The 24531-nt window shown below is 35.5% G+C and carries 33 protein-coding genes; 2 read left to right on the top strand and 31 right to left on the bottom strand.

Going from position 1 to position 24531, the window contains the following annotated elements:
- Positions 1-499: 499 nt before the first annotated feature.
- The 15 genes from AC4CVH_RS09655 to AC4CVH_RS09585 all read right to left on the bottom strand — a co-directional run bounded on the left by AC4CVH_RS09655 (position 500) and on the right by AC4CVH_RS09585 (position 9972).
- Complete coding sequence (locus tag AC4CVH_RS09655; protein ID WP_490787546.1) at positions 500-1069, bottom strand: hypothetical protein; 570 nt, start codon at positions 1067-1069, stop codon at positions 500-502.
- A gap of 100 nt (positions 1070-1169) precedes the next feature.
- On the bottom strand, positions 1170-1988 hold the full coding sequence (locus tag AC4CVH_RS09650) for a glycoside hydrolase family 25 protein (protein ID WP_490787545.1): 819 nt from the start codon (positions 1986-1988) through the stop codon (positions 1170-1172).
- A 7-nt stretch (positions 1989-1995) separates the two neighbouring features.
- Positions 1996-2277, bottom strand: a complete 282-nt coding sequence (locus AC4CVH_RS09645; RefSeq protein WP_490787544.1) for a hypothetical protein — start codon at positions 2275-2277, stop codon at positions 1996-1998.
- Positions 2278-2339: 62 nt separating this feature from the next.
- Complete coding sequence (locus AC4CVH_RS09640; RefSeq protein WP_490787543.1) at positions 2340-2489, bottom strand: CD1375 family protein; 150 nt, start codon at positions 2487-2489, stop codon at positions 2340-2342.
- Positions 2490-2503: 14 nt separating this feature from the next.
- Positions 2504-2728: a hypothetical protein gene (locus AC4CVH_RS09635; protein WP_490787542.1), complete on the bottom strand. Its 225-nt coding sequence runs from the start codon at positions 2726-2728 to the stop codon at positions 2504-2506.
- Between the two features lie 12 nt (positions 2729-2740).
- Positions 2741-3550 carry a hypothetical protein gene (locus tag AC4CVH_RS09630; RefSeq protein ID WP_490787541.1) on the bottom strand — a complete coding sequence of 270 codons (810 nt, stop codon included), beginning with the start codon at positions 3548-3550 and terminating at the stop codon, positions 2741-2743.
- Positions 3551-3562: 12 nt separating this feature from the next.
- Entirely contained in the window at positions 3563-4183 is a 621-nt protein-coding gene (locus tag AC4CVH_RS09625; protein ID WP_490787540.1) for a YmfQ family protein, read from the bottom strand.
- Positions 4184-4186: 3 nt separating this feature from the next.
- Entirely contained in the window at positions 4187-5713 is a 1527-nt protein-coding gene (locus AC4CVH_RS09620; RefSeq protein WP_490787539.1) for a pyocin knob domain-containing protein, read from the bottom strand.
- 3 nt (positions 5714-5716) lie between these two features.
- Positions 5717-6832, bottom strand: a complete 1116-nt coding sequence (locus AC4CVH_RS09615; protein ID WP_490787538.1) for a baseplate J/gp47 family protein — start codon at positions 6830-6832, stop codon at positions 5717-5719.
- A gap of 4 nt (positions 6833-6836) precedes the next feature.
- Positions 6837-7289: a DUF2634 domain-containing protein gene (locus tag AC4CVH_RS09610; protein WP_490787537.1), complete on the bottom strand. Its 453-nt coding sequence runs from the start codon at positions 7287-7289 to the stop codon at positions 6837-6839.
- Positions 7282-7635, bottom strand: coding sequence for a hypothetical protein (locus AC4CVH_RS09605; RefSeq protein ID WP_490787536.1), 354 nt, complete (start codon positions 7633-7635; stop codon positions 7282-7284). Before AC4CVH_RS09605 ends, AC4CVH_RS09610 begins: the two co-directional genes overlap by 8 nt.
- On the bottom strand, positions 7628-8593 hold the full coding sequence (locus AC4CVH_RS09600) for an XkdQ/YqbQ family protein (RefSeq protein WP_490787535.1): 966 nt from the start codon (positions 8591-8593) through the stop codon (positions 7628-7630). Before AC4CVH_RS09600 ends, AC4CVH_RS09605 begins: the two co-directional genes overlap by 8 nt.
- A complete protein-coding gene (locus AC4CVH_RS09595; RefSeq protein WP_490787534.1) occupies positions 8590-9297 on the bottom strand; it encodes a LysM peptidoglycan-binding domain-containing protein in 708 nt (235 codons plus the stop codon). Before AC4CVH_RS09595 ends, AC4CVH_RS09600 begins: the two co-directional genes overlap by 4 nt.
- 54 nt (positions 9298-9351) lie before the next feature.
- Complete coding sequence (locus AC4CVH_RS09590; RefSeq protein ID WP_490787533.1) at positions 9352-9750, bottom strand: type II toxin-antitoxin system HicB family antitoxin; 399 nt, start codon at positions 9748-9750, stop codon at positions 9352-9354.
- 39 nt (positions 9751-9789) lie between these two features.
- On the bottom strand, positions 9790-9972 hold the full coding sequence (locus AC4CVH_RS09585; RefSeq protein ID WP_490787532.1) for a type II toxin-antitoxin system HicA family toxin: 183 nt from the start codon (positions 9970-9972) through the stop codon (positions 9790-9792).
- 189 nt (positions 9973-10161) lie between these two features.
- Between AC4CVH_RS09585 and AC4CVH_RS09580 the strand changes: the two genes are divergently transcribed.
- Entirely contained in the window at positions 10162-10368 is a 207-nt protein-coding gene (locus AC4CVH_RS09580; RefSeq protein WP_490787531.1) for a hypothetical protein, read from the top strand.
- Here AC4CVH_RS09580 and AC4CVH_RS09575 read toward each other — a convergent pair.
- From AC4CVH_RS09575 to AC4CVH_RS09555, 5 genes are all read right to left on the bottom strand, one after another.
- Positions 10361-10636, bottom strand: a complete 276-nt coding sequence (locus tag AC4CVH_RS09575; protein WP_490787530.1) for a hypothetical protein — start codon at positions 10634-10636, stop codon at positions 10361-10363. The genes AC4CVH_RS09580 and AC4CVH_RS09575 overlap by 8 nt on opposite strands.
- Positions 10637-10648: 12 nt before the next feature.
- Positions 10649-14848: a tape measure protein gene (locus tag AC4CVH_RS09570; RefSeq protein WP_490787529.1), complete on the bottom strand. Its 4200-nt coding sequence runs from the start codon at positions 14846-14848 to the stop codon at positions 10649-10651.
- Between the two features lie 64 nt (positions 14849-14912).
- The gene (locus tag AC4CVH_RS09565) at positions 14913-15995 is read right to left on the bottom strand and encodes an ORF6N domain-containing protein (protein ID WP_490787528.1); all 1083 of its coding nucleotides are present in this window, start codon (positions 15993-15995) and stop codon (positions 14913-14915) included.
- Position 15996: 1 nt separating this feature from the next.
- Positions 15997-16812: a BRO family protein gene (locus AC4CVH_RS09560; protein WP_490787527.1), complete on the bottom strand. Its 816-nt coding sequence runs from the start codon at positions 16810-16812 to the stop codon at positions 15997-15999.
- Between the two features lie 111 nt (positions 16813-16923).
- Complete coding sequence (locus AC4CVH_RS09555; protein ID WP_291717908.1) at positions 16924-17130, bottom strand: helix-turn-helix domain-containing protein; 207 nt, start codon at positions 17128-17130, stop codon at positions 16924-16926.
- Positions 17131-17340: 210 nt separating this feature from the next.
- Between AC4CVH_RS09555 and AC4CVH_RS09550 the strand changes: the two genes are divergently transcribed.
- Entirely contained in the window at positions 17341-18129 is a 789-nt protein-coding gene (locus AC4CVH_RS09550) for a helix-turn-helix domain-containing protein (RefSeq protein ID WP_490787526.1), read from the top strand.
- Between the two features lie 71 nt (positions 18130-18200).
- Here the strand turns inward: AC4CVH_RS09550 and AC4CVH_RS09545 are convergent, their stop codons facing one another.
- The 11 genes from AC4CVH_RS09545 to AC4CVH_RS09495 all read right to left on the bottom strand — a co-directional run bounded on the left by AC4CVH_RS09545 (position 18201) and on the right by AC4CVH_RS09495 (position 24507).
- A complete protein-coding gene (locus AC4CVH_RS09545; protein ID WP_490787525.1) occupies positions 18201-18845 on the bottom strand; it encodes a DUF4190 domain-containing protein in 645 nt (214 codons plus the stop codon).
- Positions 18846-18922: 77 nt separating this feature from the next.
- Positions 18923-19045 carry a hypothetical protein gene (locus AC4CVH_RS09540; RefSeq protein WP_490787524.1) on the bottom strand — a complete coding sequence of 41 codons (123 nt, stop codon included), beginning with the start codon at positions 19043-19045 and terminating at the stop codon, positions 18923-18925.
- 26 nt (positions 19046-19071) lie between these two features.
- Complete coding sequence (locus AC4CVH_RS09535; protein WP_490787523.1) at positions 19072-19542, bottom strand: phage tail assembly chaperone; 471 nt, start codon at positions 19540-19542, stop codon at positions 19072-19074.
- 79 nt (positions 19543-19621) lie between these two features.
- Positions 19622-20296, bottom strand: coding sequence for a hypothetical protein (locus tag AC4CVH_RS09530; RefSeq protein ID WP_490787522.1), 675 nt, complete (start codon positions 20294-20296; stop codon positions 19622-19624).
- A 69-nt stretch (positions 20297-20365) separates the two neighbouring features.
- Positions 20366-20782 carry a phage tail tube protein gene (locus AC4CVH_RS09525; protein ID WP_490787521.1) on the bottom strand — a complete coding sequence of 139 codons (417 nt, stop codon included), beginning with the start codon at positions 20780-20782 and terminating at the stop codon, positions 20366-20368.
- A gap of 13 nt (positions 20783-20795) precedes the next feature.
- A complete protein-coding gene (locus AC4CVH_RS09520) occupies positions 20796-22211 on the bottom strand; it encodes a phage tail sheath family protein (protein WP_490787520.1) in 1416 nt (471 codons plus the stop codon).
- Positions 22211-22546, bottom strand: a complete 336-nt coding sequence (locus tag AC4CVH_RS09515) for a YqzN/YkzM domain-containing protein (protein ID WP_490787519.1) — start codon at positions 22544-22546, stop codon at positions 22211-22213. Before AC4CVH_RS09515 ends, AC4CVH_RS09520 begins: the two co-directional genes overlap by 1 nt.
- Positions 22547-22552: 6 nt before the next feature.
- On the bottom strand, positions 22553-23377 hold the full coding sequence (locus AC4CVH_RS09510; RefSeq protein ID WP_490787518.1) for a hypothetical protein: 825 nt from the start codon (positions 23375-23377) through the stop codon (positions 22553-22555).
- A 4-nt stretch (positions 23378-23381) separates the two neighbouring features.
- Positions 23382-23792 (bottom strand): hypothetical protein, encoded by a 411-nt coding sequence (locus tag AC4CVH_RS09505; RefSeq protein ID WP_490787517.1) that lies wholly within the window; start codon positions 23790-23792, stop codon positions 23382-23384.
- Entirely contained in the window at positions 23792-24175 is a 384-nt protein-coding gene (locus AC4CVH_RS09500; protein WP_490787516.1) for a hypothetical protein, read from the bottom strand. Before AC4CVH_RS09500 ends, AC4CVH_RS09505 begins: the two co-directional genes overlap by 1 nt.
- Entirely contained in the window at positions 24172-24507 is a 336-nt protein-coding gene (locus tag AC4CVH_RS09495; RefSeq protein WP_490787515.1) for a hypothetical protein, read from the bottom strand. The genes AC4CVH_RS09500 and AC4CVH_RS09495 overlap by 4 nt, the downstream gene beginning before the upstream one ends.
- Positions 24508-24531: the final 24 nt, after the last annotated feature.

Here is a 24531-nt window from a genome sequence, read left to right as displayed (position 1 = left end):
GACATAATATCAGAACTTTATTTTTAATTAAGTGACTACTCTTGCCATTAACACAGTGGATTATTTTATATAAATCAACGGCTTGCTTACACTATATAATATACAATGGAATTATAAAATGTTACAAAAAATAAAGCCCTAGGATTAACTAGAACTTTATTTTTAGAAAATTATAATTTAGAAAGGTTATGTTTGTTGTAAATCTTTTGCTAAAATTTATTTAGGAATAATCATTTATACTTATATTGTTTACATTTTTGTGTAGATATATTCATACAATCCTAAAAAAGTAGAACCCCGGATAAACCCCAGAGTTCTACTTAGATTGGATAGCGCTATTAAAATTAGGTTGAAGGCAAATTAATGTATTATTTTTAATTATTATATATCTTTTTGAAAATGATTGCAATTGTTGTAAAAAAATAAAGCCCCGGTCTCCCGGGGCAATAATTATTTCTGTGCAACTGTAGTAGGAACTACAGTGCTTTGTTTTGTTTATCTATTTTTCAACTGTTGCTGAGGTTATAGCCGTGTCTACAGTACTCTGTATACTAGCAATCTTTTGTTTCAGTTGTGCGTTTTCCGCATTTACAGTAACCAGATCCTGCTGTGCCTTTTGAATTTGTGCGTTCTTTTCTGCTTCTGTAGGCGTAGCATGTCCAAGATCATTCACTGCTTCCTGAATGAAATCATCAATAAGCTTTTTCTGATTGTCTGTTGGAGTTACATTGATTTCTTTCAGTGCTGCATAAACTGTTTCCTGAGCTGATTTAAATTTTTCTTCATTTGTCTGTAAACTTCCGGCGTGATAGAGTTGTTCAGCTGCTTTAACCCCGGCCACTGCCTTTTGTTCAATCCAATCTACAAGTGTTGCTGCAGGTTTTAGACTTGGTATTGTCTTTGCTACCTGGATAAGTGGTTCTGTTGCTTGAAGTACATCTCCTGTGGTTTCAAGTATTTTATCAGTATCAACATTCTTTTTCTTCAGATATGGCATCAATCCAAACATTACTCCAATCACACCAACTACAACGCCGCCTACTGCTACAATATCATTTACGTTTACCATTTTTTATTACCTCCATTTTTTGAGAATTTCTAAAACCTCTATTTTACTAGCTTTATAGAGTAAAATTCTCATTTTGCTTTTTATTTAACAAAATGAGAATTTATAGTGTTTTAGATCCGCCATTACCTTTGTTATCATTCCAATATGCTACTGGTGGTTTGCCTTTAAATAGAGTAATATAATTTCCTCTATCAAGGTGTATTCCTAATCCTCCATCAGATCTCTTTTCAATATAGAAATCACCTAGAAAATGCTCTATCGTATCACTTTCAGGTGGAATACTTGTATCATATTTCTTTATAGGAACTGAAACTTTTTCGGCTACATTGACTGTCTTGTTTTTTATAACCTTGAAGAAATTATCATCCATGTAGTTAAGATCAACATATCCACTTATACCAGATATCTGCCCTTTATCTGCATACTGCCACACCGTAAAGTATTTCCACAACGTAAAACTTGGTTTGGAAACACCATAGTTTGCAACCCACAAAGGAAACTTTGTTATTTTAGAATTTAAATGTTCCTGTATCCAGCTTGGATTTGCATAGAATAAAGGCTGTGCCACTGCAGAAGCTTTGTCCAGAAAATCTATACACAAGTCTGTCATATCCCCGGTGCAGCTGTTTTCTGCATCCAATATAACTATGTCTGGATTTGTTCCTTTTATAAAATCCATGAAATTAGCTATTTCAGTAAGTTCTTTGGCTTTGTCTGCAAAATGCGAGAAATGGTATGCCCCGGTAAGTAACCCTGCTTTCTTGGCGTTTGCTATATTAGTACGATATTTTTCATCTCTTGAACCAGAACCCGAAGTTCCCTCCGTAGCCCTACAAAATACAAATTGGTATCCTGCATTTTTCAGGATATTCATATTTACATTGCCATTTAAATTGCTTATATCAACACCTTTTATCATATATAAATCATTCCTCTCTTTCTAATCCATCTATACGGTGGTGTGCGGATTTAGTCGACTCTTCAACTCTTGCAAGTCTTTCAACTATGTTGTCAATCTTTTGCGCTTGCGTCTTAATGTCAATTCTTATATCATCCACACCATTACTTATATAATCTAATCTATCTGCCAATCTAGTACTACTGGCAGCTTCATCCTTAGTATCTTGTTTATACAAACGCATTATAGTAAAAACGCCCACTACTGCACCGAGTAGCGAGCATAAAACACCAACCGTCACATTTGCCATTCTGCACCTCCTGTTTTAAAGCAAAATAAAAAAGCTATCTCTAGCTTCTAATTTTCTCTATTCTATTGTGTTGTAGTTATTTGTGCTGGTTTACCATCTGTTCCAAGTCCCATATCTAATAATTCCTTTTGAACTTCATCCTGTAAACTCGTAGGAACTTTATCAAAAGTCCTCCTACCATTAATTATTAAACATGCGAATAAATCTACCATATTATCTATCCCTCCTATTTCGTATCACTAATTTGTGTATATACATCTGCTAAAGCATTCATTAAAGTTAATTGATTATCTTGTAAATCTTTAAGTTGATTTTCAACAGGTTTGACATCAGAGAAAATTAAAAAATTTCCTTCTGTAATATTTTGTTCTTCTATAAGTATTTTATCTTTGTTGTTATTTAAGATAGTTGTTCTATCAGTATCGTTTTGATATTGAAATTTGTAATTCATATTGGACCTCCTTTATAAAGTTATATCTAACATAGGATTAGAATTAACTCCTAAACTTAAATGATTATTAATTGAGGTAACAACACCTGGAGTCTTTAAATATAACTGAACTAAATCACCTTTATTTAGTATAAAATCTTCTGTATAAATTTCCGAAGTTCCTGAATTTCCAGTATATTTTCGTTCAGTACCTTTTGCTTGTCCGTTTATATATATTTGTCCATAATTAAAATACGTATATGCTGTATTTCCATTATTAGTTAAGTTAAAACTAATTCTATAGATCCCAGGATATTTTATTCTTAATTCTTTTACCTTAATATAATTGGCTATAGAAACGTTTGGATCAACGGAAACACTTCTAGTATCATCAAAAATGGTATTAGAACCAGCACTAAAATTGCTCCCAATATACAAATATTTATTTATATCTAAAGTTCCAGTCCTTAGCTGCCCATCTGCATTACTAAAAGTAACTCCACTTAGAACCTGACTCTCTACTGCATTTCCTTGTCCTCTTGCTATGGATTTTATGGCAGATATAATTTGATCCCATGTAGCACTAGTTCCAAGGCTTGCACCTTTGCCATTTACGGCACTAATCGTGTTTGTCTTTACGTTAGTGCCAGATTGAAAAACCTCGTTTATTGCCGCCACCAGGGTAGATTTCGCCGAAGTGTTTAAACTCGAGAGTGCTCCAGCATTGTCATTTATCTTTTTTAACTGCGTGTCTACAATATCCGCATTATCATTAAAATTAGCTATATCAACTACATCTGTTCCATCCGGCTTTTTAAGCCCATAATTTGCTGTTGTCTGCATACTTTACTCCTCCTATCCATCATAAACTTTAATTTCATCCACTGTCTGTGACTTGGCCTGATCCCATGTAAGATTCTTATCCTTTAAGAAATTCCAAACTGTATAAGTGTATTTAAAGTCATAAGCCAAATGTGCTGGTTTTATATCCTCCAGCATCTGTTTAAAAGCTCCCATATTCTTTGGAATTCCTTTTATTCCTACAAATTGTACTGTAAAAGAATAATTCTCAGGATGCTGGATTACATTACATTCACCGCCACTAAAAGCCTCTGCGGTATTCTTTATCATCTGAACCGTTGTTGTTCCAGAGCCTCTCAGTTTTGCTTTTATGACTTCTCGCCTATCTTCATATGTTTTATTTAAATCTACTGGAATACCGTATTGATTTTCCCAGTAAATAAGCCCCCATGTTGCAGTATCTACAAACATTTGATTTAATAGTTCGTCAGCGTCTAATTTTATCAATCCAAGTTCATATCCACATGTATCATTCCAGGCTTTAAATTCAGGAACTTCCCTTAAAAGCGGCGTAATATATTTTAATAAATCTGGTTTATATGGTTTAACTTCTCCTGGGGATACTTGTTGCTCTTGAGAGTATCCATTTATACCATATCTTTCACTTCCATACATGCATTACACCCCTTTGAGATCATTCCATGTGCATTGTTTTGAAGATGTTAAAACTCTGGACCAACTGCTCCAACTGCCAGCTCTTTTTTCTCTTATCCATGCGGAGGCACTTGTTTGGTTTGTCATCGAAAAAGCTATTTGTGTAATATAGTTAGTGTCTGCTGAACATATTACCAAAAGTTTTACATATCCTGTTCCCACATCAGAAGGTAGATTTGTAGAACTGTTAATATCATACCAACCGTTATTTATTATAGTATTTGCATTAATTCCACTGCCAAGCCTTTTTCCTGCTCCTCCTAGTCCAAATCCACTAGGAGCAAAATCTGATGAGCTTTTTCCTCCAAGAGTATTGCTGTCCTCAGCTTTATCGACTATACCGTCATTATCCTTGTCATAAGTACTTTTCATCATGTCACCATAACCTGCATTTTCTAAATCGTCCTTTGTCGCAAAATAAGAATCACTATGACCATTTAGATTACTGCTATCATTTGATTTTGCATTTATAGTTTTATTAACTGGATCTATATTTATGCTTGTTCCAATATGCACAACTTTATTTGAATCATAATTCAAATATAAATCATCTGGAGTGTCGTTTAAATCAGTACCAGAAATACCTCTTATCACCAACGGTCTGTCGGATGCGCTGCCATTTATTTTTAATTGTCCTGTCATGGTATCTCCTGATTTATTAATCTTATTAGAAACTGTATTCCAGCTGGATTTTTCAGTATCAGTTGTCCATCTGTGGGCACTATCCTCAGTTATCATACTTCCTGGGTGAGTAGTAGGATGAATATATTTATTCGCTCCAGTTTCTATCCCTGCAAGCTTTCCCTTTTCTTCGCTTGTATAGTCTTCTGTAGAGAGCTGCTTTCCATCTATTTTGTCTACCTTTGTAGATAGATTCTTGGTCATTGTTCCAGCAAAATCCTTATCGTCACCTAAAGAATCTGCAATTTCTTTTAAAGTATCAAGAGCTTCTGGTGCTGCACCTACTACATTTTGTATTCTCTGGTCAGTTTCTTCCTTGTTATAGGTTTCAGTTTTCAAATATCTTTTGTTAAGTTCAGTATCTACATAGGTTTTATCAGCTTTACTGTTTTCTACTGTTGTAAGCCTATTTTCAGTATCACTTACCCTTAAGTCATTACTATTTTTATACCTATCAACTTCATTTTGAGTATTTACAACACTGTCCTGAACCTTGTTTATGTCCTCTGCCTCTACCGTATCTCCAGTAGTTTGGTAGGTTATATAAACAGGAGATACGTCAGAGAATATCTTGATTGTATTCTTCCATGGTGTAAGGCTTGGAGTAGAAACAATAATATTTTCTATCTTGTCGCCTGTAAGTTTACTTCCTGTGTATACATTAATAGAAGGCAAGCTGATATTATCATGTTCAAGCTCACCTTCATATACACCGTTTATAACCTCAACTTCTTCTTCGATTACATAGGTGTTATTATCAAGTTTATTTAATTTTTGTGCGAATTTATCTATACTTTCCGGATATGCCATTTATCACACCCCTAAACTTATGGTACCTGCAGCAGGTATTTCTTCATCTTGTAGTGCTACATTTGCGGTTCCAGTATTTAATGTCAAGTCATTATAATCCACAACTCCTGCTGTATTTAATAGCAGACTACCAATTTTTGCATAGCTTATATATGTGCTGTTAAAAGCTAAATCACTTAAATAGGTTTGTATATTTACAACAAAAGCATCCTGCACTTGCTGTATGGTATAACCACTTGCCAATACAACTTTGGCAGTTACATCTATTGCCTTTTCTGTGGCGGATACGACTGTCAAGGTTGCCCCAATTGGTGCCTGCCCTTCTCCATGAGCTTCAGGCTCTGGATCTATATAGTCCTTAACTTTTTGAACCAATTCACTGTCTGCTGCTCTTTTGTTGGCATTTATGATTACAACTTTTACTGTACCATTGCCATTCCAGAGGGGAACTACTTTGGCATCTCCTACACCAGTTACCTTTCTAGCCCATATTTTATACTGTGCTTTGTTTCCACTGGTCGCCGGTGCACGCATCTGTTCCAGTATTCTTTCCCTGTAGTGGTCGTCATCTTCCTCATCAGTACCATTTGTAAAATTTTTCTCATTGGTCACACTCTTAATTCCATTAATAGGAGTTATCATAAGTGTTACACTGCCAGCCTTAACATTTCCTATAGTACCCGGCTGCGTACACTGTACCTCTATATCAACTACGCCAGTATCATCTATGGTCTTTGTTTCCTGGAACTCAAATTCTATACTTTCTACATCATCACTGCTTGGCGTTCCTGCCACTTTGCCCTTTTGAAGCACAGTTCCCGGTACTCCTTCAATTTTTAGAGTATCGTGTGAACTGGTAGCAGCATTTCCTGTAATGCCAAGAGGCCCTCCTATCAAATCAAGATATGGCCTACTGCTGACCTCTACAAATGCAAGTCTCAGTATTTGCGCAAGCTGAAGTTGTTTTGTTGCTGCTATTTCTTCGGCTACAGGTCTTGTATTGTTCCAGAAAAAATCTCCTTCGATAGTATTTATATCTTTGGGAGCCTTTTCAAGCATTCTTTCATGTATTGTGTCTGCATCTTCATTTAGAAAATCAGGTATTTGTAAATCTTCCATTTAATCACCTCGCATTCATTGTATTGTCTAGGCTAAAGGAAATACCGTCACTTGTAACAACGGTGTATGAATAATAAAGTTCTCCACTGTTATGCCATGTAAAACTAAAGCCTGTAACCTCTTTAGTTCTCGGATGAACCATTAGAGCTTCTTGGGTTATTCTCTTAACTTCAAGCTCTATGGCCCCATTAGAATATTCAGTGCCTGCCAGGGTATTTAATTCATGTCCAAACAAAGTACTGTATCCTAAAAGCCCAAGGGGAGTAGCCATTGCCAGTTGACACCATTGTTTGTATGCCTCTATATCATTACATTTCTTTATTGTCCCGTCAGGATTCTTTACAAACTCACCCTTGTCAAAGTCAAATTTGTAGGAACCTGCATATTCAGTATTTGTATTAGAAGTACCTATTGTATCATCAGAATAATTCATATTGTCAGGAAATAAATCAGGCATTTGCTTTCACTCTCCCCACAACTATATTCTGTGCCCCTACTGTGGCCACAAGCACTCTGTCGCCTACATTCAAAGGCTTCAATCCACTTGGAGTTATCACCCTGTGTGAATGGCTATTCTCTCCTGCAGTATTTGTATTTGCAAAATAATCCTTGTCCATTGCCAGATAGTCGAGCACCATATAATTGGTTATTTCATATTTAAAATTATCCAATACAAGTCCAGTTTCTGTAATAATACCAAGTGCCATACTGAATCCGGTATTGTTCACTACTTTTCCGGCAATTTCTCTGCTGTTTCCATGCATGACACTAGCTAAATCAGCCATTACATTTTCGCTATTCATTGTAAAACGCCCTCCTTATATACAATGGCGTGCCTGCATTTATGTCCATTGTATACGGTATATTCATGTTGTGGGTAATGTCCATGACATACCATATAACGCCATCCACCATTACTGCATCACCGGATCTTATGGTATTTATATCCTTGTTGCAGGTTATATGGATTACTTCCTTACCGTCACTAAACATATTTGCAGCCTTGGCTTTTGCTTGGGTGGCATTTGTAACTTTTTCATCCTGGAGGATTTTCTGCAGTGTACCATATTTATCAGTGCCCTTGGAATAAATACCTATAACAGGAGTGGGTTTTCCGTCATCCTTGTCCTGGCCAAGAACTTTAACTCTTGTAACTGCACTCTCAAGGCTGCTTGTAGTTTCGATATCATCAGCAACAGTCTCAAGCTTCCATATATTTTTATTGCTGCCGAGCTGAATTATGTTGAGCTTGTCGAGCATCCTTATTTTATAAAGGTTACCGCCTTTTTGTGCGGTTTCTCTAAGGTCTGCATCTATACGGTCAAGCAACTTTTGTCCTCCCTGCTGTGCCTTCTCAAGCTTTATTTTAGTATCAACAAGGCTTGCTATAGGTATATTCCAGTCCCTGGCATACTTTGTTATTCTCTGTGTTGCTGTCTGCCCTGCAGGAAGCAGAAAATCATCTTCGGATTCTTCCATAAACACTGTTCTCTCCCTGCCGGTTATAGTAAGTGTCCTATTCTTCCTGCTTCTCACTACCTCCCATACAACACCATCAAATAAATTTGTAGGTTGATTCTTTTCAGCATGGATGTCAACTATCCTTAACCTGTCCTTTTTCTTTATATTTAAATTTTTTAATTCATCTGTATCCAGGAGAACTATGGTGGCACTGTAGGCAATGCTGTCAAGGCTTTCCTGTAGAGTTATTCCCTCATTTACATTCTTCAGTTCGTACTTTTCATTCAATATAATATTCACGGAATCACCAGCCTTTGTCCTGGGTAAATTAGATTTGGATTGGAACCTACAACAGACTTATTCTTGGAATATATGGTCGGCCACTTTGCTCCATTTCCGTAATACTTTTTTGCTATGTTCCAAAGATTATCCCCGGATCTCACAACATAAGTACCCTTGGTAGTGGCTGCTGCTGTTCTGTTGTTCTGTAAAGATGTAGAACTGGAGGAAGGCTTATATAGTTCAACTTTCACTTCCTTATAGGTCCTGAAGTTCATGGTAATATATTTGTCCCCTATTTCTCCAGGTTCCTCTTTTTCAGGCATGGTGTCGATTATAACAAGTTCATTCAAACCGACACCGTCAATAATAAGCCTTAATGGCTGAGCCTGCTCTTGCCATTTTTTCAGCTTTTCCATAACATCTTTAGGATCTGGAATATCCTGATATCTACAGTAAGAATCATACCCTCTAGGAAACATAGTATCAAAAGATATTTTCTGTATTTTAGTTCCTTTGTCAACTACATCAACTTCTCCAACATCTACTATCTCGACAGTGTTGTATTTCTTGTCATGATCCGCAGAATAGTTAAATGGATTAACAGGAAAATGAAAAATATCATTATCAACTGTATTTGTAAGGTAGACATCATAACTTGGAATAATCTTGCTTGTAAATTTATTCAGTAGTTCAACAGCCTCCATTAATGCTGTGGAATTCATTGTATCACCTTCTTTTTGGGTATAATAAAAGCACCCTTTTTAGGATGCTTGGAATCAATTTTTAATATTAAGCCTTTCTTTAATGGCTGTCTGTAATACCTGTGAGAAATTGATTTTCTTTTCTTCAGCTATTTTATTCAGCCATCTTGGTAAAGTCACATTTTTATTAACGGATTTATTCATCATTTCATTTCTAACATCAACCATATACGCTGTAATAGGAACAACAAACTGCCCCTCTTTAATCTTTACATCTTCAGGATTAGCAGCAGCAGGTATTTCTTTCCCATCATCTTCCAATCCCCATAAATAACCTTCAAGCATATCTTTCGCCATATACATTGCATCATCTATATTGTCACCGAACGTAGAACAATCCAAGTCAGGGAAATAAACACAATATTGACTTCCTTCCCTCTCAAATACAGCTGGGAAAGTATATTTGTCTTGCATAATAACACTCCTCAATCTTAATATATTTTATCAGGAAAACTATTTAAGTCCTGCCTGTTTAAGTATTGCATTTAGAGTACCTTTAGGAATATCACCTTTATGGTTTGGAACTGGTACTTTGTTTGGCTTATCCTTATGTTTAAAATACATATGTGACCCACGTTGATAAGAATAGTACCATCCAGCTTTTTCTAACTCCTTAATCAATTCTTTAACATTCATGATCTTCCTCCTGATATAATTTTAAGCGTGTTGTTTATGCGTGTCAAGAAATATTTTATTTATCAGTTAACTCCTTAAATGAACCCCTCCCTTAATCCTATATTATATCTATTATACAGAATTTCGTTATCATTGGAAGGTATCAATTTGCATCTTGTAGAATTATCACCTCCTCATAAGTGATAAATTATGGAATATATAACTGAAGAAGTAACTGGGTATTTTCCTTATCTTGATGATGAAAATACTATAACTGCCAAATACAGAGAAGTGGCCACTCTTGGTGAGAATGGCTCCCAATATGTGTACGTTGGACCTCTATCATGTATTTACTCCCCAAAATGTACATGCCGCAATAAATGCCCTCTAAAAGACAAATTTCCAAGGACTATTTAGTGCGCGCCCAAATTAGGTAATCCAAACCCGTTATATCGACTAACTTATTCATTACATCAGGATAAATAGGATTATTATTTTTGAAACAGTCTTTAACAAATTTACATGTATCACACGGGTTGTAATCTTCAAGCTTATTTTCAACTATATCCATATATCTTTGAAAATGGCTTGCTACACAAAATACTTCATGTTCAGTAAACTGAAACTGTTTTTGAGCTGGTACTCCAGAAGCAGTTTCCTTTTTATCTAAATTCTTATTCTCCATCATCATCACCCCTTATTTTTTATGATTCAGCAGTTCTGCTTTTAACTGCCTCGCAAACTCCACAGTAGCTTTTTTAACTATATCATCTACATCGGAGTTGTCTCCAAAGTTATTCTGTACATCTACGTTTATATCTCCATAACTTACACCTGCTGTAGCTAATTGGGGCTGTGATGTATAGTAAGTTGGATTTGGCTTTGCTTCAGGAGTATCTGGTTCTTTAGTACTTTTAAATCCAGTTATTGCACTTTTTATTCTATTTATAGAGCTTGTAGCTCTATCCATTAAGCTTACGGATTTATTATGATTGAGTACTTTTTCTCCACCAGTAAAGTCTATAAACTCCCAGCCTTTTTCATTTATTCTTGCAAGGCCAGGTTTTGCGTTGTCTGTGCCAGTTGCATAACCTACATAGCTTCCGCCCTTGAACAGTGGTGTATTATACACACTCCCATAAGTGGATTTTATATAGTTTATGGCTGCAGCTGCATTTGCTATAGGATTTAAGATGTTGTCCAAGCCTTTTACAGCATACTGCCTGAATGTAGAGCCCAATGTCTGTAACAATCCAGTGGCATGTTCTCCATTAACTGCCTGCGGATTTACAGCCAGTGGATTCCCTCCGGATTCAGCTTTAACCAGTCTTAAAAGTCCGGATAACCAGTTCATTGGAGTTCCAGTTATACCAAGTGCAGCAGTAAGCCACCCTGATACATTTCCACTCATGGCACCACCGGCCATGGATGAGATATCACCTATCCAGTGCTTTATAAATCCTCCCATGTCCTTGGAAGTCAATCCATTTATAAAACCCTGTGGGATGAATTGTGCCAGCTTGTAGAATACTCTACTTGGAGAATGTATTCCAAATCCAGTTTTAAACTGATTTATTACTTTATCAGTAAGAGTCTTAACCATTCCTGTAACATTACCCATGCTAGATTGTATTCCCGAAGCTATATCTTTATTTACAGCAACACCATAAACATGTCCAGTATTAGAAAATGCATTTAAAAGAGATTTTGAGGTTGTAGTAACTTTGTTAATAGATGTATTTGGTATCTGCTTTGTTTGCTCTATACCGGTACTTAAATTAGTGTTTATTTTAGTACCGTATTGTTTAAACTGATTTAAAGCGTTGTTGCCTAAAGATACGGAGGTTGATACATTTGCCGTAGCTGTTGCAACCTTGGCAGAGCTAGTTGAACCATTTCCAACAATGCCACCATTTGCAAACATCCTAACACCAAGCATTCTTCCTGCTTGCTGCCAGAGGCTCAATCCTCTGCCTCTTCGTTTATTTTCAAGAGGAATTATAGCCTCTCGTCCATCTTCACCAATCCAGCTAAGTTCAGGACCTGAGGTAATTCCTCCATTTGCTTTTTTATTTGTTAATCCAGATAAAAGATTATATCCTCCTGAGCTATTATTCTGCTGTTGCACAGTAAAATTGGTATTTGAAGATTGTGTCTTACTACCAAATCCAAAGAAGTTTTTAACTTTGCCCCATATTCCATCACTTTGCTGTGTTCCAACCCCTCCCATATTTCCATCCAGATTGCTTACCGTCTGGGATAGATTATCCATGGAAAGAGCCAAGTTTACCTGTGAATCCTGCACCAAAGAATTGGCATCCAACAAATTACCTTGAGAATCCATGACAAGGCCTGTGCTTGTAAGTAAATCACCCAATGTTCCTTGATATTGGCCGCTTGCATCTCTCAATCTTCCCTGGGAATCAGCTGTAAGCCCTGTAGTACTTAACAAATTGCTTAGAGTGCCCCTATACGCATTACTCTGTACCGTAACTCCTGCCTGGGACTTATCTAATGCCTTTGATGTATTTATATTTTTCATATTAGTTTGAGTCAAGCTATTAAAGCTCTTACTAAATCCATTCGGTATCTTGTTAGATGCTGAATTAGCATTGTATTTGTCATATAGCGCTGTTGCTCCCTTGTGTCCAGCCCAAGTACCTGCTATGCCTGCTACCAAAGCACCAATTCCAGTACCTACTGGTCCAAATATTGATCCTGCCATTCCTCCCAGCTTAGCTGCTGCTAATCCTGAAGCTATTCCTCCAAATTCACCGGAGGTTGCTCTTGCTTTATTAGATGAGGAATTAACAGCATATGCAGACGTAGCAACGGTAGCAATTGGACCTAGTATAGGCAACGCTTTGAATATTTTTAGATTTGTAATAGACCCAATCTTTTTTAATCCATTAGCTATCTTCCCTATTCCAGAAACATTCTCTGCTGCTTTTGCTCCTGCACCTGCCGCACTTGCAGTTTTACCAGCTGTACTTCCTGTTTTTAACCAATTAAATAGTTTTCCTCCACCTTTTAATAAAGTTTTTCCTCCTAAAACACTGAATACTATATAATCCATAATACCAGCTTTAGTAATGCTTGAAGCATCATGATTTTTTACAGCATTAATATTAGCATTCTTAAAAGCACCAAATAGTTTATCTACTATTTTACCTGTGTCAAATGCTGCAATAAATGCATTTGTGAATGCTGTACCAGCTGAGGTTCCAGACGCTCCAACTTTGTCCTGCTTACCACCAAGTGCATCCAATAACGATGTAATTCCGCTACCTAAAGTACCTCCAATTGCCGATCCCATACCTTCTGCAACTTTATTTATTTTAGGTTTACCTGGACCATTCCACCATGCACTAAAAGGCTCTGCAACAATTTTATCCCATGTTAATGTTATCTTACCTCCAAGGTCTGCATTTTTCCATTGGCTACTGTCCATAAGCCTATCCAATCTTTGCTGACTTTTCTCAAGAGCCCCACCAATGAATGAGCTTACATTATGTCCTGCTTTCTCGAACAAATCACCAAGCTGATTTACTTTTTTATCGTTCTTGTCAAGCCAGCCCGTTACTTTCATTAATCCTGGCTTAACGCCAGTCCAAAGTCCTTGACCCCATCTATTTACAAGCTTGTTGTCAAAAGTATCTTTAAGAGTAGACATAAGACCTAATGCCGTCTTGGATTGATCTTTCATCATTCCGCCAAATCTTTTGTTCATTCCAGTCAGAAGTGCATTTATGGCTTTGTCTGCATCAATTCCAGCATCACCAATCTTTGCAACCTGTTCGGAAGTTAGCCCTAACTGCTCTTGAAGTATCTTGGTCGCAGGTATGCCAGCCTCAGTCAATTGGAGAAGCTCGTCACCTTGGGCTCTTCCTTTTGCTTTGATCTGTCCAAGAGCTAACGAGATCTGATTTATACCTTCAGCTCCAAGTCCCAAACCTGCGGCAGTATCACCAATAGTAGTCAAATCCGGCAAAACTCTTTTGACATTCCAACCGAAGGCAAGCAATTTCTTCGAAGTATTAGCCAGTTCTGGGAATTCAAAAGGAGTAGCATTCGCCATATCCTGTGCCTGTGCTAAAAACGAATTAGCTTTTTGCGTACTATGCAACAATGTATTAAATGCAATTTGTGTTTGTTCAAAATCTCCTGCTATCTGCATTGGTTTCACAATTCCTGCCCATGTACCACCAACTCCTAAAAGTACACCTTGAAGTGACGTTGCTGCAGATATTGTTTTATTTATACTGCCTCTTATTATGTTTAAACCACCAGATACCTTATCTTTAATAGCAACAGTAGCCGTCCATGCAGTGCCCTTTATCTTACCAAGTTCCGACAGTATATTCCTAGATGGTCCAGACACTTTATCTATCATATTCGTTTTTACAAAAATTCCAGCATTGTTCAACTTATCTAAAATATTTTTTATCCTTGTAGCACTTTTTGTTGCCTTATCATCCATTCCTACTTCAGGAATAGCTGTAGTTTCATTTAAATCTCTCATGGCATTTTCTATACTATTTAATGGCTTACTTGCCCTATCATATACATCAACAATAGAAATAATCTTGCCATTTTTCAACTTATTAATGCTTCCATTTATTTTCTCTAACTGCTCACTAGCCTTGTCATTTATTTTCACTGTAGGAGCTGCAGCAGCTTTATTGAGTTTATTTACTGTTGAATTGACTTTTTCCATCTGTTTGGTTGCTTTGTCATTGATTTTTACTGCAGGAGTGGCATTGATTTTATCCAATATCCTAGCTCTTTTTTCTACCTGAGCCACATACTTATCCATGGCACTAAGTTTCTTTTTAGTATCCTCATCACCTGTTATACCAATTACAATGTCCAAGTGATATATTTCTTTTTCAGCCAAGTTTTCACCCCCTTTTCAACAAAAGCACCTACTATAAAAGTAAGTGCTCATACACATTTTAAATTTACATAGCTGCTTCTTCATATTTTTTTGAAATTTCAAGTACAATACCAAAGAAATTATCTATATATTTTTTAGCAGCTCTTGACCCAGATATAATCGGTTCCTCTGCAATAGTTTCTTCTTTTAAAGCTATTATTCCTTCGGTTGTAAAATTCTCAAGAAGCAATTCTCCGTATTTTATAGCAATTTCCAGGAGTTCTTTATCAAGCTTTTTACTATATTCTGCTTTTAGCCTATTTATAACAGCAATGTCAATTCCATTCTTCTCACAAATCATTCTATATATAGACATTTTTACTGCCTCCCCAACCTTCATATCATCAGCAATAAACTTGCAAGCCTGAAGCTGTTCCAGAACTGGTGCTTTATTCTTACCTTGTGGCGCTTGGTTCTCTAACTCAAAATATCTTTCAAATGTTTCTCTTAATTCCCCTTCAGGTTTAAGCAATAGCAAATTCAACAATTTATCAACTCCCTGTTTGGGAATAACAATTAAGGAACCTATCCATGGAGAAAGCTCATTGTCTTTCTTAAACTTTTTAAGTTCTCTACCTTCTAAAAGAAAGTAATCCACACCAACAGTAAAATGCTTAGTGTTTCTAATCATGTAGCTGATAGTATGCACCGAAGTTCCTATAAGGAATTCTAAGTCCTTCAGTACCATAACTGGATTGCCATTATAAAACTTCTTAGTCAGTTTATATGGCTCCTGAAGCTTTGATTGTTCTACTTTTAGATGATGAACATTGAAATAAACATTAACTAGTTCTCTTTGAACCTTCCATGCTAAATCATCAGTAAAAGATTTTACTAACATTAAGTACCCTGTTTCTGTCAATAGAATAAGTTGTCTTCCGGCATTTTTCTTTACACCGAACTGGCGACGAATTTCGTCGTTAGTTATATTTATAATATAAAAGTCTTCATTTTCAATAAAATGTTCCTTATTAGATCTGAAATTTCTACTTGCTGTACCATTTACTCTTTCATGAACTAAATCTACGTCTTTAAATGTCACTACTCTTTTACCACTAAATTCTTTTGTTAAAATCTGCTTTTCATTAATGTTAGTCCACTTTTCCATGTTACATCACCTCCTGGAGAAGGCTTAAAGAATTTGCCAATTCCATAAAGGTGCTTTCATAATATAACGGCTGTGTTTCATTTTCTGTTCCTCGTGAAGAAATAACATTCTTACCATATCTCAATCCTTTTTCAGTTAATACCTTATATCTTTTATACCCTTGTTTATTAGTTGATTTCCTAGTTCTCTCTTCTAAGAACCCCTTGTCCATCATAATTTTGTTGAATTTCCGTGCTGTATACGGCAAATTAAATTTTTTCAGCAACTCTGTAGCAGATTTTCCAGCTTCCTCATCTACATATCCAGGTAAATAATCAACAGATAGCCCCTGAGATTCATTGAAAGCTTTAAGCATTTTTATAGTTGATACTTTACTTGGCTTTAATATGTTCACTGCAAGTTTTAAACCTTCTTTTTCCAGCTTTAGCCTATCCAATTTTTTATCAAAATCTACTACATTGCCAGTTTCATATTTACCCGTTTGCCTTAATTGTGGTAAAACGTCAGTAGCCAACCAGTCTTGGAATTTCTCTGCTACTTCATTACTGGCTTTAAATGCTAACTTGTACACCGCAGGTTCTGGAATGAAATCTCCTTTCGCCACAAGTGGCGAATTATCATTTCCACCACTTTTGGTAGAAGGCTTTAAATATTCATTTACCCTTGACCATCTAACACATGCGTTGCCACTTTTGGCAACGGTAGTTATACCTAAGCACTTAGCAACTCTTTCAGTATCAAATACCCATTCCCCATTTTCCAACTTCACAGCCAAATTGAACATATCATTCTGAAAAAACCTTACCAAATTATTCATATTATAACTCTCCTTTGATTTTATTACCGGAATAAGCTATAATACTTATAGTGATTGTATTATAAAGCCTATTCGGCAACCCGTTTGTTATTTGCAGTAACAGACGGGTTTTTAATTTTCTTTACGACTATCATTATTGAAAAATAATTTTACTGCATCTGTCCCGAGTGCCTTTGCAATTTTTTTCATTTGCTCAAAAGTAACACTAGAATAATTACCATGTTCAATTTGAACTAATTTGTTTGGAGAAATATTTACTTTTTCTCTTAACTGTTTTTGCGTAAGCCCTTTTCTTATCCTAGCTATCTTAACTTCCATATTTCTTCCTCCTATTCTATTCTCATACCATATTGGTATTTTATGCTTATATTGTATATCCATAGTGGTATATTGTCAATACTGTATTGGTACTTTTTTTTAAAGAATACATAAATATATTCCATTTTGGATATAAAACATATATAATAAATATTATATTGTATATAAAACATATACAATAAATACTAATATTGTGAGGTGACTTGTAAAATGGATATTGGTACAAAAATAAAAAAAATAAGAGAATCCAAAAATTTAACACAAAAACAGTTAGCCGAAAAAATTGGGGTTACTCCTGTCACTATAACTAGATATGAAAATAATAATAGAAAACCTAGCATAGAGACATTAAATAAAATGGCTAAAGCACTTAATGTTACTATTAATGACTTAGCTGGAGAAAGAGACACTATTACTAAAAAAGTTTTAAAACATCTTATATCAAATGGTACTAGTTTAGAACAAATATCTAAAGATACAAACATTTCTATAAATAGACTAAACTCATTACTTAAAAATACCAACGATGCAAGTTATGACGAAATCCAAAAAATAGCTAAATCTATTGGTTATACAGATGAACAAATTGCTAAATGGATTGCCTTAGATACTTTTACAACAGTTATATATAACAATAAAGATGCAAATAATTATCAAGCTCAATTTTTAAAAAAATTTTTTTCAAATGAAAAAATCTCAAAAGAAGATTTAACATTGGCACTATTAGATGATGATAAAGATTTTATTAATCAGTTCTATCCATATATGAACACTAAAAAAGATGAAGACTATGTCCAAATACCAGGAGGCTTTTTTGCAAAATCTACAATCTTACATCCAGGTGCATTTTATGAAGCAATTGCTACTATCTGCTATTACACAAACAAAGACTTTACAAAATTAAACTTGTCTGATGATGAATTTAAAAACTTAGGTGAAAAATTAAAAAGCTTAGTTGAATTTGAACTATTTAAAATATCTAAAAATAGAGACAGCTAATACATACACTCGCTCTTAAAATCGGGTGTATTTTTCACTAAAAAAGAACCACCTAAGTGATTCTTTTTAGGTTATTGTACTGTGACTTCACCTTCTCCAAGCTTTTGGTCATCAGATGAACGTGTTATAGCAATCTTATATCTTCCTGCTGTATCAATATTTAATGGTATGGCTAAAATAGTATTGTCCTGATCAATGTCCTGCTCTTCAGTATAAAATGTACTTTGAGAATTGCCATCCATTGTATAGATAGATAATTTTAACTTTGAAGCTTTAAACGGAGCCTTATTGTCAAATCGAGCGTAAAATTGACTATTCACGTTAAAAGTCTCTTTAGTATTAGTAGGATTAAGATCCTTATCTATATTTTCGCAAAACGTAACTTTGCCAACGCTTTGACTTGATTCGTTTGTATTTACTGGAGTATTATTTGATGCACTATTGCTTATATTTGAATTAAACAATGTACCAGTAGATCCTTTATATGCTCCTATAGCTCCATTCACAACAGTAGCAAATAACCCGATAATACACAAAACAATTCCTGCTGTAGCTAATTTTTTACGATTAGTACTGCGCCCTTTTATGCCTAGAATTAATCCAACAATAGTTACCGGTGCGCCAATTATAGGTAACAACCAGGCTATAAGCCCTATTATCCCTAAGATCAATGATACAATGCCTTTTTTACTTTTAATTTCCTCCTTAGTCTCCATCTTAAGAATCCCCCCATTAACAAAATGTTAATAAAATTATAGCATATTTTGTTAATAGTTTGTAGGTATCAATTGTACTACCTCCTTCCTATCCTCATTTTTTTCATTATTTCCTTTTCAGCTTCCTTTTCAAGTTCAGCACTGGCCAGATACAGTAGTTGCTCCTCGTAAGACATATCGTAGAATTCCCTGAACCTCAAATTATGTCTTATCCAGAGGAAATTCATTAGTCTGAGTTTGTATCTGGATTTAATGAGTTTTTTATTTTTTCCACATCCTTAAAATCATCATTGTATCCGCTAAGATCCAGAACTTCATCACCGAAAACAGCCAATTCACCAGCAAGTAATTTCCTCTGCAATACTTCATCCGCACTGCTTACATGCATAGCCGATAATAGTTTGCTATTACCCCAGTCAGGTGAAACAGTTGCCTTTACCATCAATCCAATATTAAATTTATCATTGTCAAATTTTCGTATCTCATTTCCTCTTATTTTTTCAGTATAGGTACATTCATCCCTAAGCTGAGACACTTGTTTAGCTGTCAGTGCTTTCAATTTTACAGGTATTCCAAGTCTCTCAATAAATACAGTTTTGGTAGGCACCTTTTGAGTATTTAAAAGCTTTTCTATTATCTGGTCCTCACTCATACTATCTAGTTCAATACTTGAATTTTTATTAATTGTTTTATTCATTATTAATCTCTCCTCTTTATTATTTATATAAGAAAAACACCCGCCATAAAAACAAGTGTTTTCAATAAATATTCTTAAATTATTTTTTAATGTAACTCAGTTGTGACGTATTAATAATATAATTTTTATTATTAATGTTGACATAGAACTTTGAGCTATCTGAATAAACAGCGAACAACATAATGCCATAAGTATCATTTTTCGCACTAACATAAGAATCTTTCAATGAATTATATAATACAGTTGCTTCATCATTTTTATTGTCTTTCACAGTTATAGGGAAATCTCCTTTTATAGAATCTCTTGGACCTGTTCCTGACAATAATTTTCCTTTAAAATACAATGCTAAAACTGCATCTTTCTTTTTAGCATCATCATCTACAGATTTAATCGCTCCTGTACTCCCACCTCTAGCTCCAGCTTGATCTGGTGTTTCCGTTTTTAATCCATTACCTATATCACTGTCGTACTCTCCAAATTCAACACCAATCAGTTGTACTTGAATTTTTTTTATGTTCTGTGCTTGAGCATTAAGTCCTGCAACACTTTCTGATAAATTCACATCTTTTGTATCATTTGCTACAGAAAGATTTATCTGTTCAACTTTAGGTTTCTGTACTTTTTGAACATTTGCAGTTTTCAAGGCATCTGAATCTTGTCTTTCATCAAGTATATTAAATATACTACTCGCAATTACAATAACCGCTATCAAGATCAATGCTGGTACAACTTTATCTTTATTTAATTTTGCCATGTAACCATCCCCTTATTAACAAAATACCACTAAAATTATAGCATAATTTGTTAAAGAGGGAAATTTATATTAATCTTTTTCTATAGCATCTAAAAGCTCATATCCAACGAAATTGAATGGAGTTTCTTCATCCACCAAATCATTGGCTTTTAGATTTATAAGATTAAGTTTTGTTGCCATACAATTTTTTAACCTTATAGATTCATACCCATAGGCTTCAGGATCATCAAGCTTTGTTATTATTTCAAACCGTGTGAACCCTCTTTTTATCATGTCGCTTGTTACTTTAAATCCCTTCATACTGCCAGAACCTTTGAGTGTTCCAGCTTTATATTGCGTCCAATCTGACCCCAGTAAGTTAAGCTCCTTCATGTCAGCTTCTACATCCGCAGTACATTCCTGAAGATTAGTTTGCTCAGTTCCTTCTACAAGCACACGCCCAAAACGGCCATGTATAACTCGTCCTGGTTCTAAAACATTATACATATATTAACCCCTCCTATTGTACATATCCTGTACCAAATATCTTCTTAATTACATTTACATAGTTAGCAGACCATTTCCAATAAAACTCATCATCTTTTGCATTCGCCTGCAGGTCTTTATCTATTTCAACAGTAAAATCATCTTTTATTACACCGGAACTCTGCAACGTCTCAAAATACTTTTTTAACGCAGATATAACAACTTTTTGCCCTATATCATCATTGCTAACTTGCCCTATAAAATCGCCTCTCTTTGCAGTTGTATCAGCATCTACCGTATACAAGAACTTAACAGCCCTTATATACCCCAAAGCTTCACTCTGCCCTTCCTTGAACTTTTTAAGGGTGTTCACATCATCAACAACTATTACGCTCTGCTGTTCATTTACAAGTACCAGTGTACCTGCTGCAAGTGCTGCTTCAACCTGTGTTCTCGTCAATTTAGGACTTACATCTTCAAATATAGTAGTCTGATTTACAATACTATCCTTTATTCCTTTTCCTACAGCAAGCCCAGTAATATAGCAGGCTACCTCTGCGGGAGAATATTCAATGCCTTCATAAATACCACTTACGCCTACATTGGTTATTGCCTCATCATTGAATGCTTTTGACTGGGTATTTACAATATCTATATCAGTATCTTTTGCAGCTCCCATAAAGCATAATATATTCGCACCACTGGTTTTATTTTTATCCACCCATGCCTGTACTGCTGCTTGTAATGCCGCATCACTTACACCATCTATGGTAAAACCGTCTATTTTATAACCTTCAAAAGTAGACATGGCATCCATATATTCCTGGTTGGTTATATTGGTTATACCATTATCTCCGCCTGTAAATGGCTGACTTACTATACTTGCAAGTCCTGTACCATCCGCTACCTTAGAAGCCTTGAGCCATTCATTTTCTTCATTATTGTTTATTGCATTTACAATATCATCTATACTTCCAGATACCTTAAATACATAAAGCTGTTCAGCGCCTTCGTATAAGGTTATATCAAATATGGATTCATCTACTATATTAGGTTTTACTGAAATATTAAAAGTCCTAGTTGTAGGATATATTGTCTCAAGTTTTACAACATCTGCTGGGGTTGTAGCTGTATCTTTTAGTGTTATACTTGCAACTTTTGAATTGCTATCTACAAGCCTGTATAACAGTAATTCTTTTGGCTGCCCTAAAAGTACCAGCCTTCCAAGTCTGTATGCAGTAAGATCCATATTAGAACCAAACTTATTTTTAAGTTCTGTTAGGTTTGTAACAGATGTAACCTGCTTTACTGGTCCCCAATCTGCCTTAACAGGCATAGCAACAATTCCATTTGTACCTTGTGCTAGTGTATTTTCTGCTGCCCATTTAAACCTGTTGTACATTCCTGGAATACTTGGTTTTTGTGTTTCACTCCATGTTCCTGTAGCCATTATTCAACCTTCTTTCTTAAAAAATCTTTAATAAGTTTCTTAAAATTATCCTTAGTCAGTTCCTTTTCCTTGCAATTAAATAAAGCACCAACAGCTACTTCTTTTCCATAGCCAGTAAGTGCCTTGCTGTTTTCAATTAAATCCCCTATAGGATATTTTTCTTCCTGAGGTACGGTCATTTTGGCCACAGGCGTCGGTGCTATCGGCGTACTTGGTTTTGTACTGCTTGATGCCGTTGTAGCATCAACTTTAACATCCGTATTTTTCGCAGTCGAAGTTGATGTGTCCTTAGTTGCATCATTCTTCTTAATCTCCGGATTCCCTATGTCAGCCATAATTTATCACTCCTTTATCGTTCTCCTACTATATATCTTTTCCATAGCAGGGGCATTATTTCTCTTAATACTTTCCAATCTAAAAAAATCCACACTAAGCTGACCCACTGTAAGTGGATCTGCTTCCCTATCTTCTCTTATGCTATTTATAGTCAGATATTTTCTATCAACTATATCCAAAGGTATTTTTGTATCCTGAATTAACTGATTTTCTATGGTAGAAATAAAATTATTGGCTTCGCCTTTGCTCTTGCTTATAAAATGGCACCGTATGGTCTTCAATATTTTATTTGCGCCAAACGTTGCCGGAGCCGGTTGAACTTTTAAAATTCTGCAAAGCACAGAAGGTACCGCAAAATTCTTTCTCCAGTAATCCGGGTACACAGGAATGCTTATAAGACCGTTTATATAACTTGATACTGCTTCAATCCACGGATCTACAGGAGATTCATCATCTTCATGTAAGGCAATAACGTTAAATTTCAAGCCTCTTGCTATGGCATCCCATTCCTCATCTGTAACATCACTACCTATAGTTCCATCAAATACACAGGTATAACTTTCGCCTGTATCTTCGGTTATGGTCTGCAAATCAAGTGCTGATATAACTTTTTCCATCAGGGAATCCAGTGTATTAAATGTCAACCTCTTATCATAAAGCCATATCTGAATACCTCTGCTGTAGGATGTAGGATTGTTTTGCTTATCGTCAGAGCCTTGCAATATCACTGCATATGGTTTGGGAGTGGACTTATCTGGCACTGTAGGTTCATAACAATCTTTAAGTTCCGGAATGCTGTCAATTAATCTTTTTCTTATTCCCTCACGCATACAATCAATCCTCCCATAATCTAATTACATCATCCCTGATTTTGTATTTGTTCTTCTCCATGGTAGGACCTACAGTTGCATATTTCTTGGTACCTGGATGATGTACAAGTTTAACCGGGTGATCTGCACCCTTCCAGTATAGAGCTTTCTTATTTTTGGGTCTTATTATATGTGGTTTTGAACCTTCCTCAAGCACTCCGCCATACTCAACTCCATGGCTCAAAGTTATAGTAATCTCACTTTCACCCATCTTGGCATCACCATGAAGTCCCTGTATTGCATGGCCTGTCCTGTCCTTCCATGGTGCATTGGCTTTGGCTTCATTTTCTAAGTTTCTTGCCCAGTTATCAGCTAGTGCATATGTCCTCGCATGCTTTCTATTTATAAAATCAAGTGCATTATCACTAAAACTCATTACATCACCTTCTCAAGCCCACAGTCATAACCACATATTTCACCATTTATTATCTGTGGGTAAACATTTTTCACCTTCATATGGCCATAAGGGCAATCAAATTCTATGGAACTTTTGCTGTCAATGCTTAAATCTGCTTCGCTATCAGCTAACATTCCATAGGCTGTATTTTGATATGAAGTTCCTATAGTGCCGGTAGATATATTAATGCTGCTGTCATAGGTTTTCTGTGGAAATATCCTGACTACAAGAGTTACTGGCTCGGTTGTTTCAGCAAAATGACCATCTACAACCTTTTTAACAGTTTTAGTAAAAGATATCTCTATAGGATTTTGATCTATACTCCATTTAATATCCTTTTTTCTTCTTTCTGCTGTAATCATAGGCTTATCTCCGTATCAGAGCCAATCATAAAGCTTGACCTTCCAGTGCACATATTTTTGTACTTCTCTGCATTTTGATAGCAGAGACTAGCTACATCATTAATAGTGGAATATTGATATCTCTCCTGTCCAACTTGATATTGATTGGGAGTATCAATATTGTTTTCCTGCATAGTAGCTTTCAGCATCCAACCTTCACTTGCAGCACAATATATGCAGTCAGCATCAGATATTAAAGAATCCAGCTCATTATCAGTAAACGTCTGGCTGTCTCTGTCTCTATCATTAAGTAACATTCTTAATTTTGTTCTTAAGCTTTCAGTTGATGTCACAATATCACCTCCATAAAAATAGCA

The sequence above is a fragment of the Clostridium pabulibutyricum genome (genome assembly GCF_058242705.1).
This window is presented reverse-complemented; position numbering and strand designations above follow the sequence as displayed.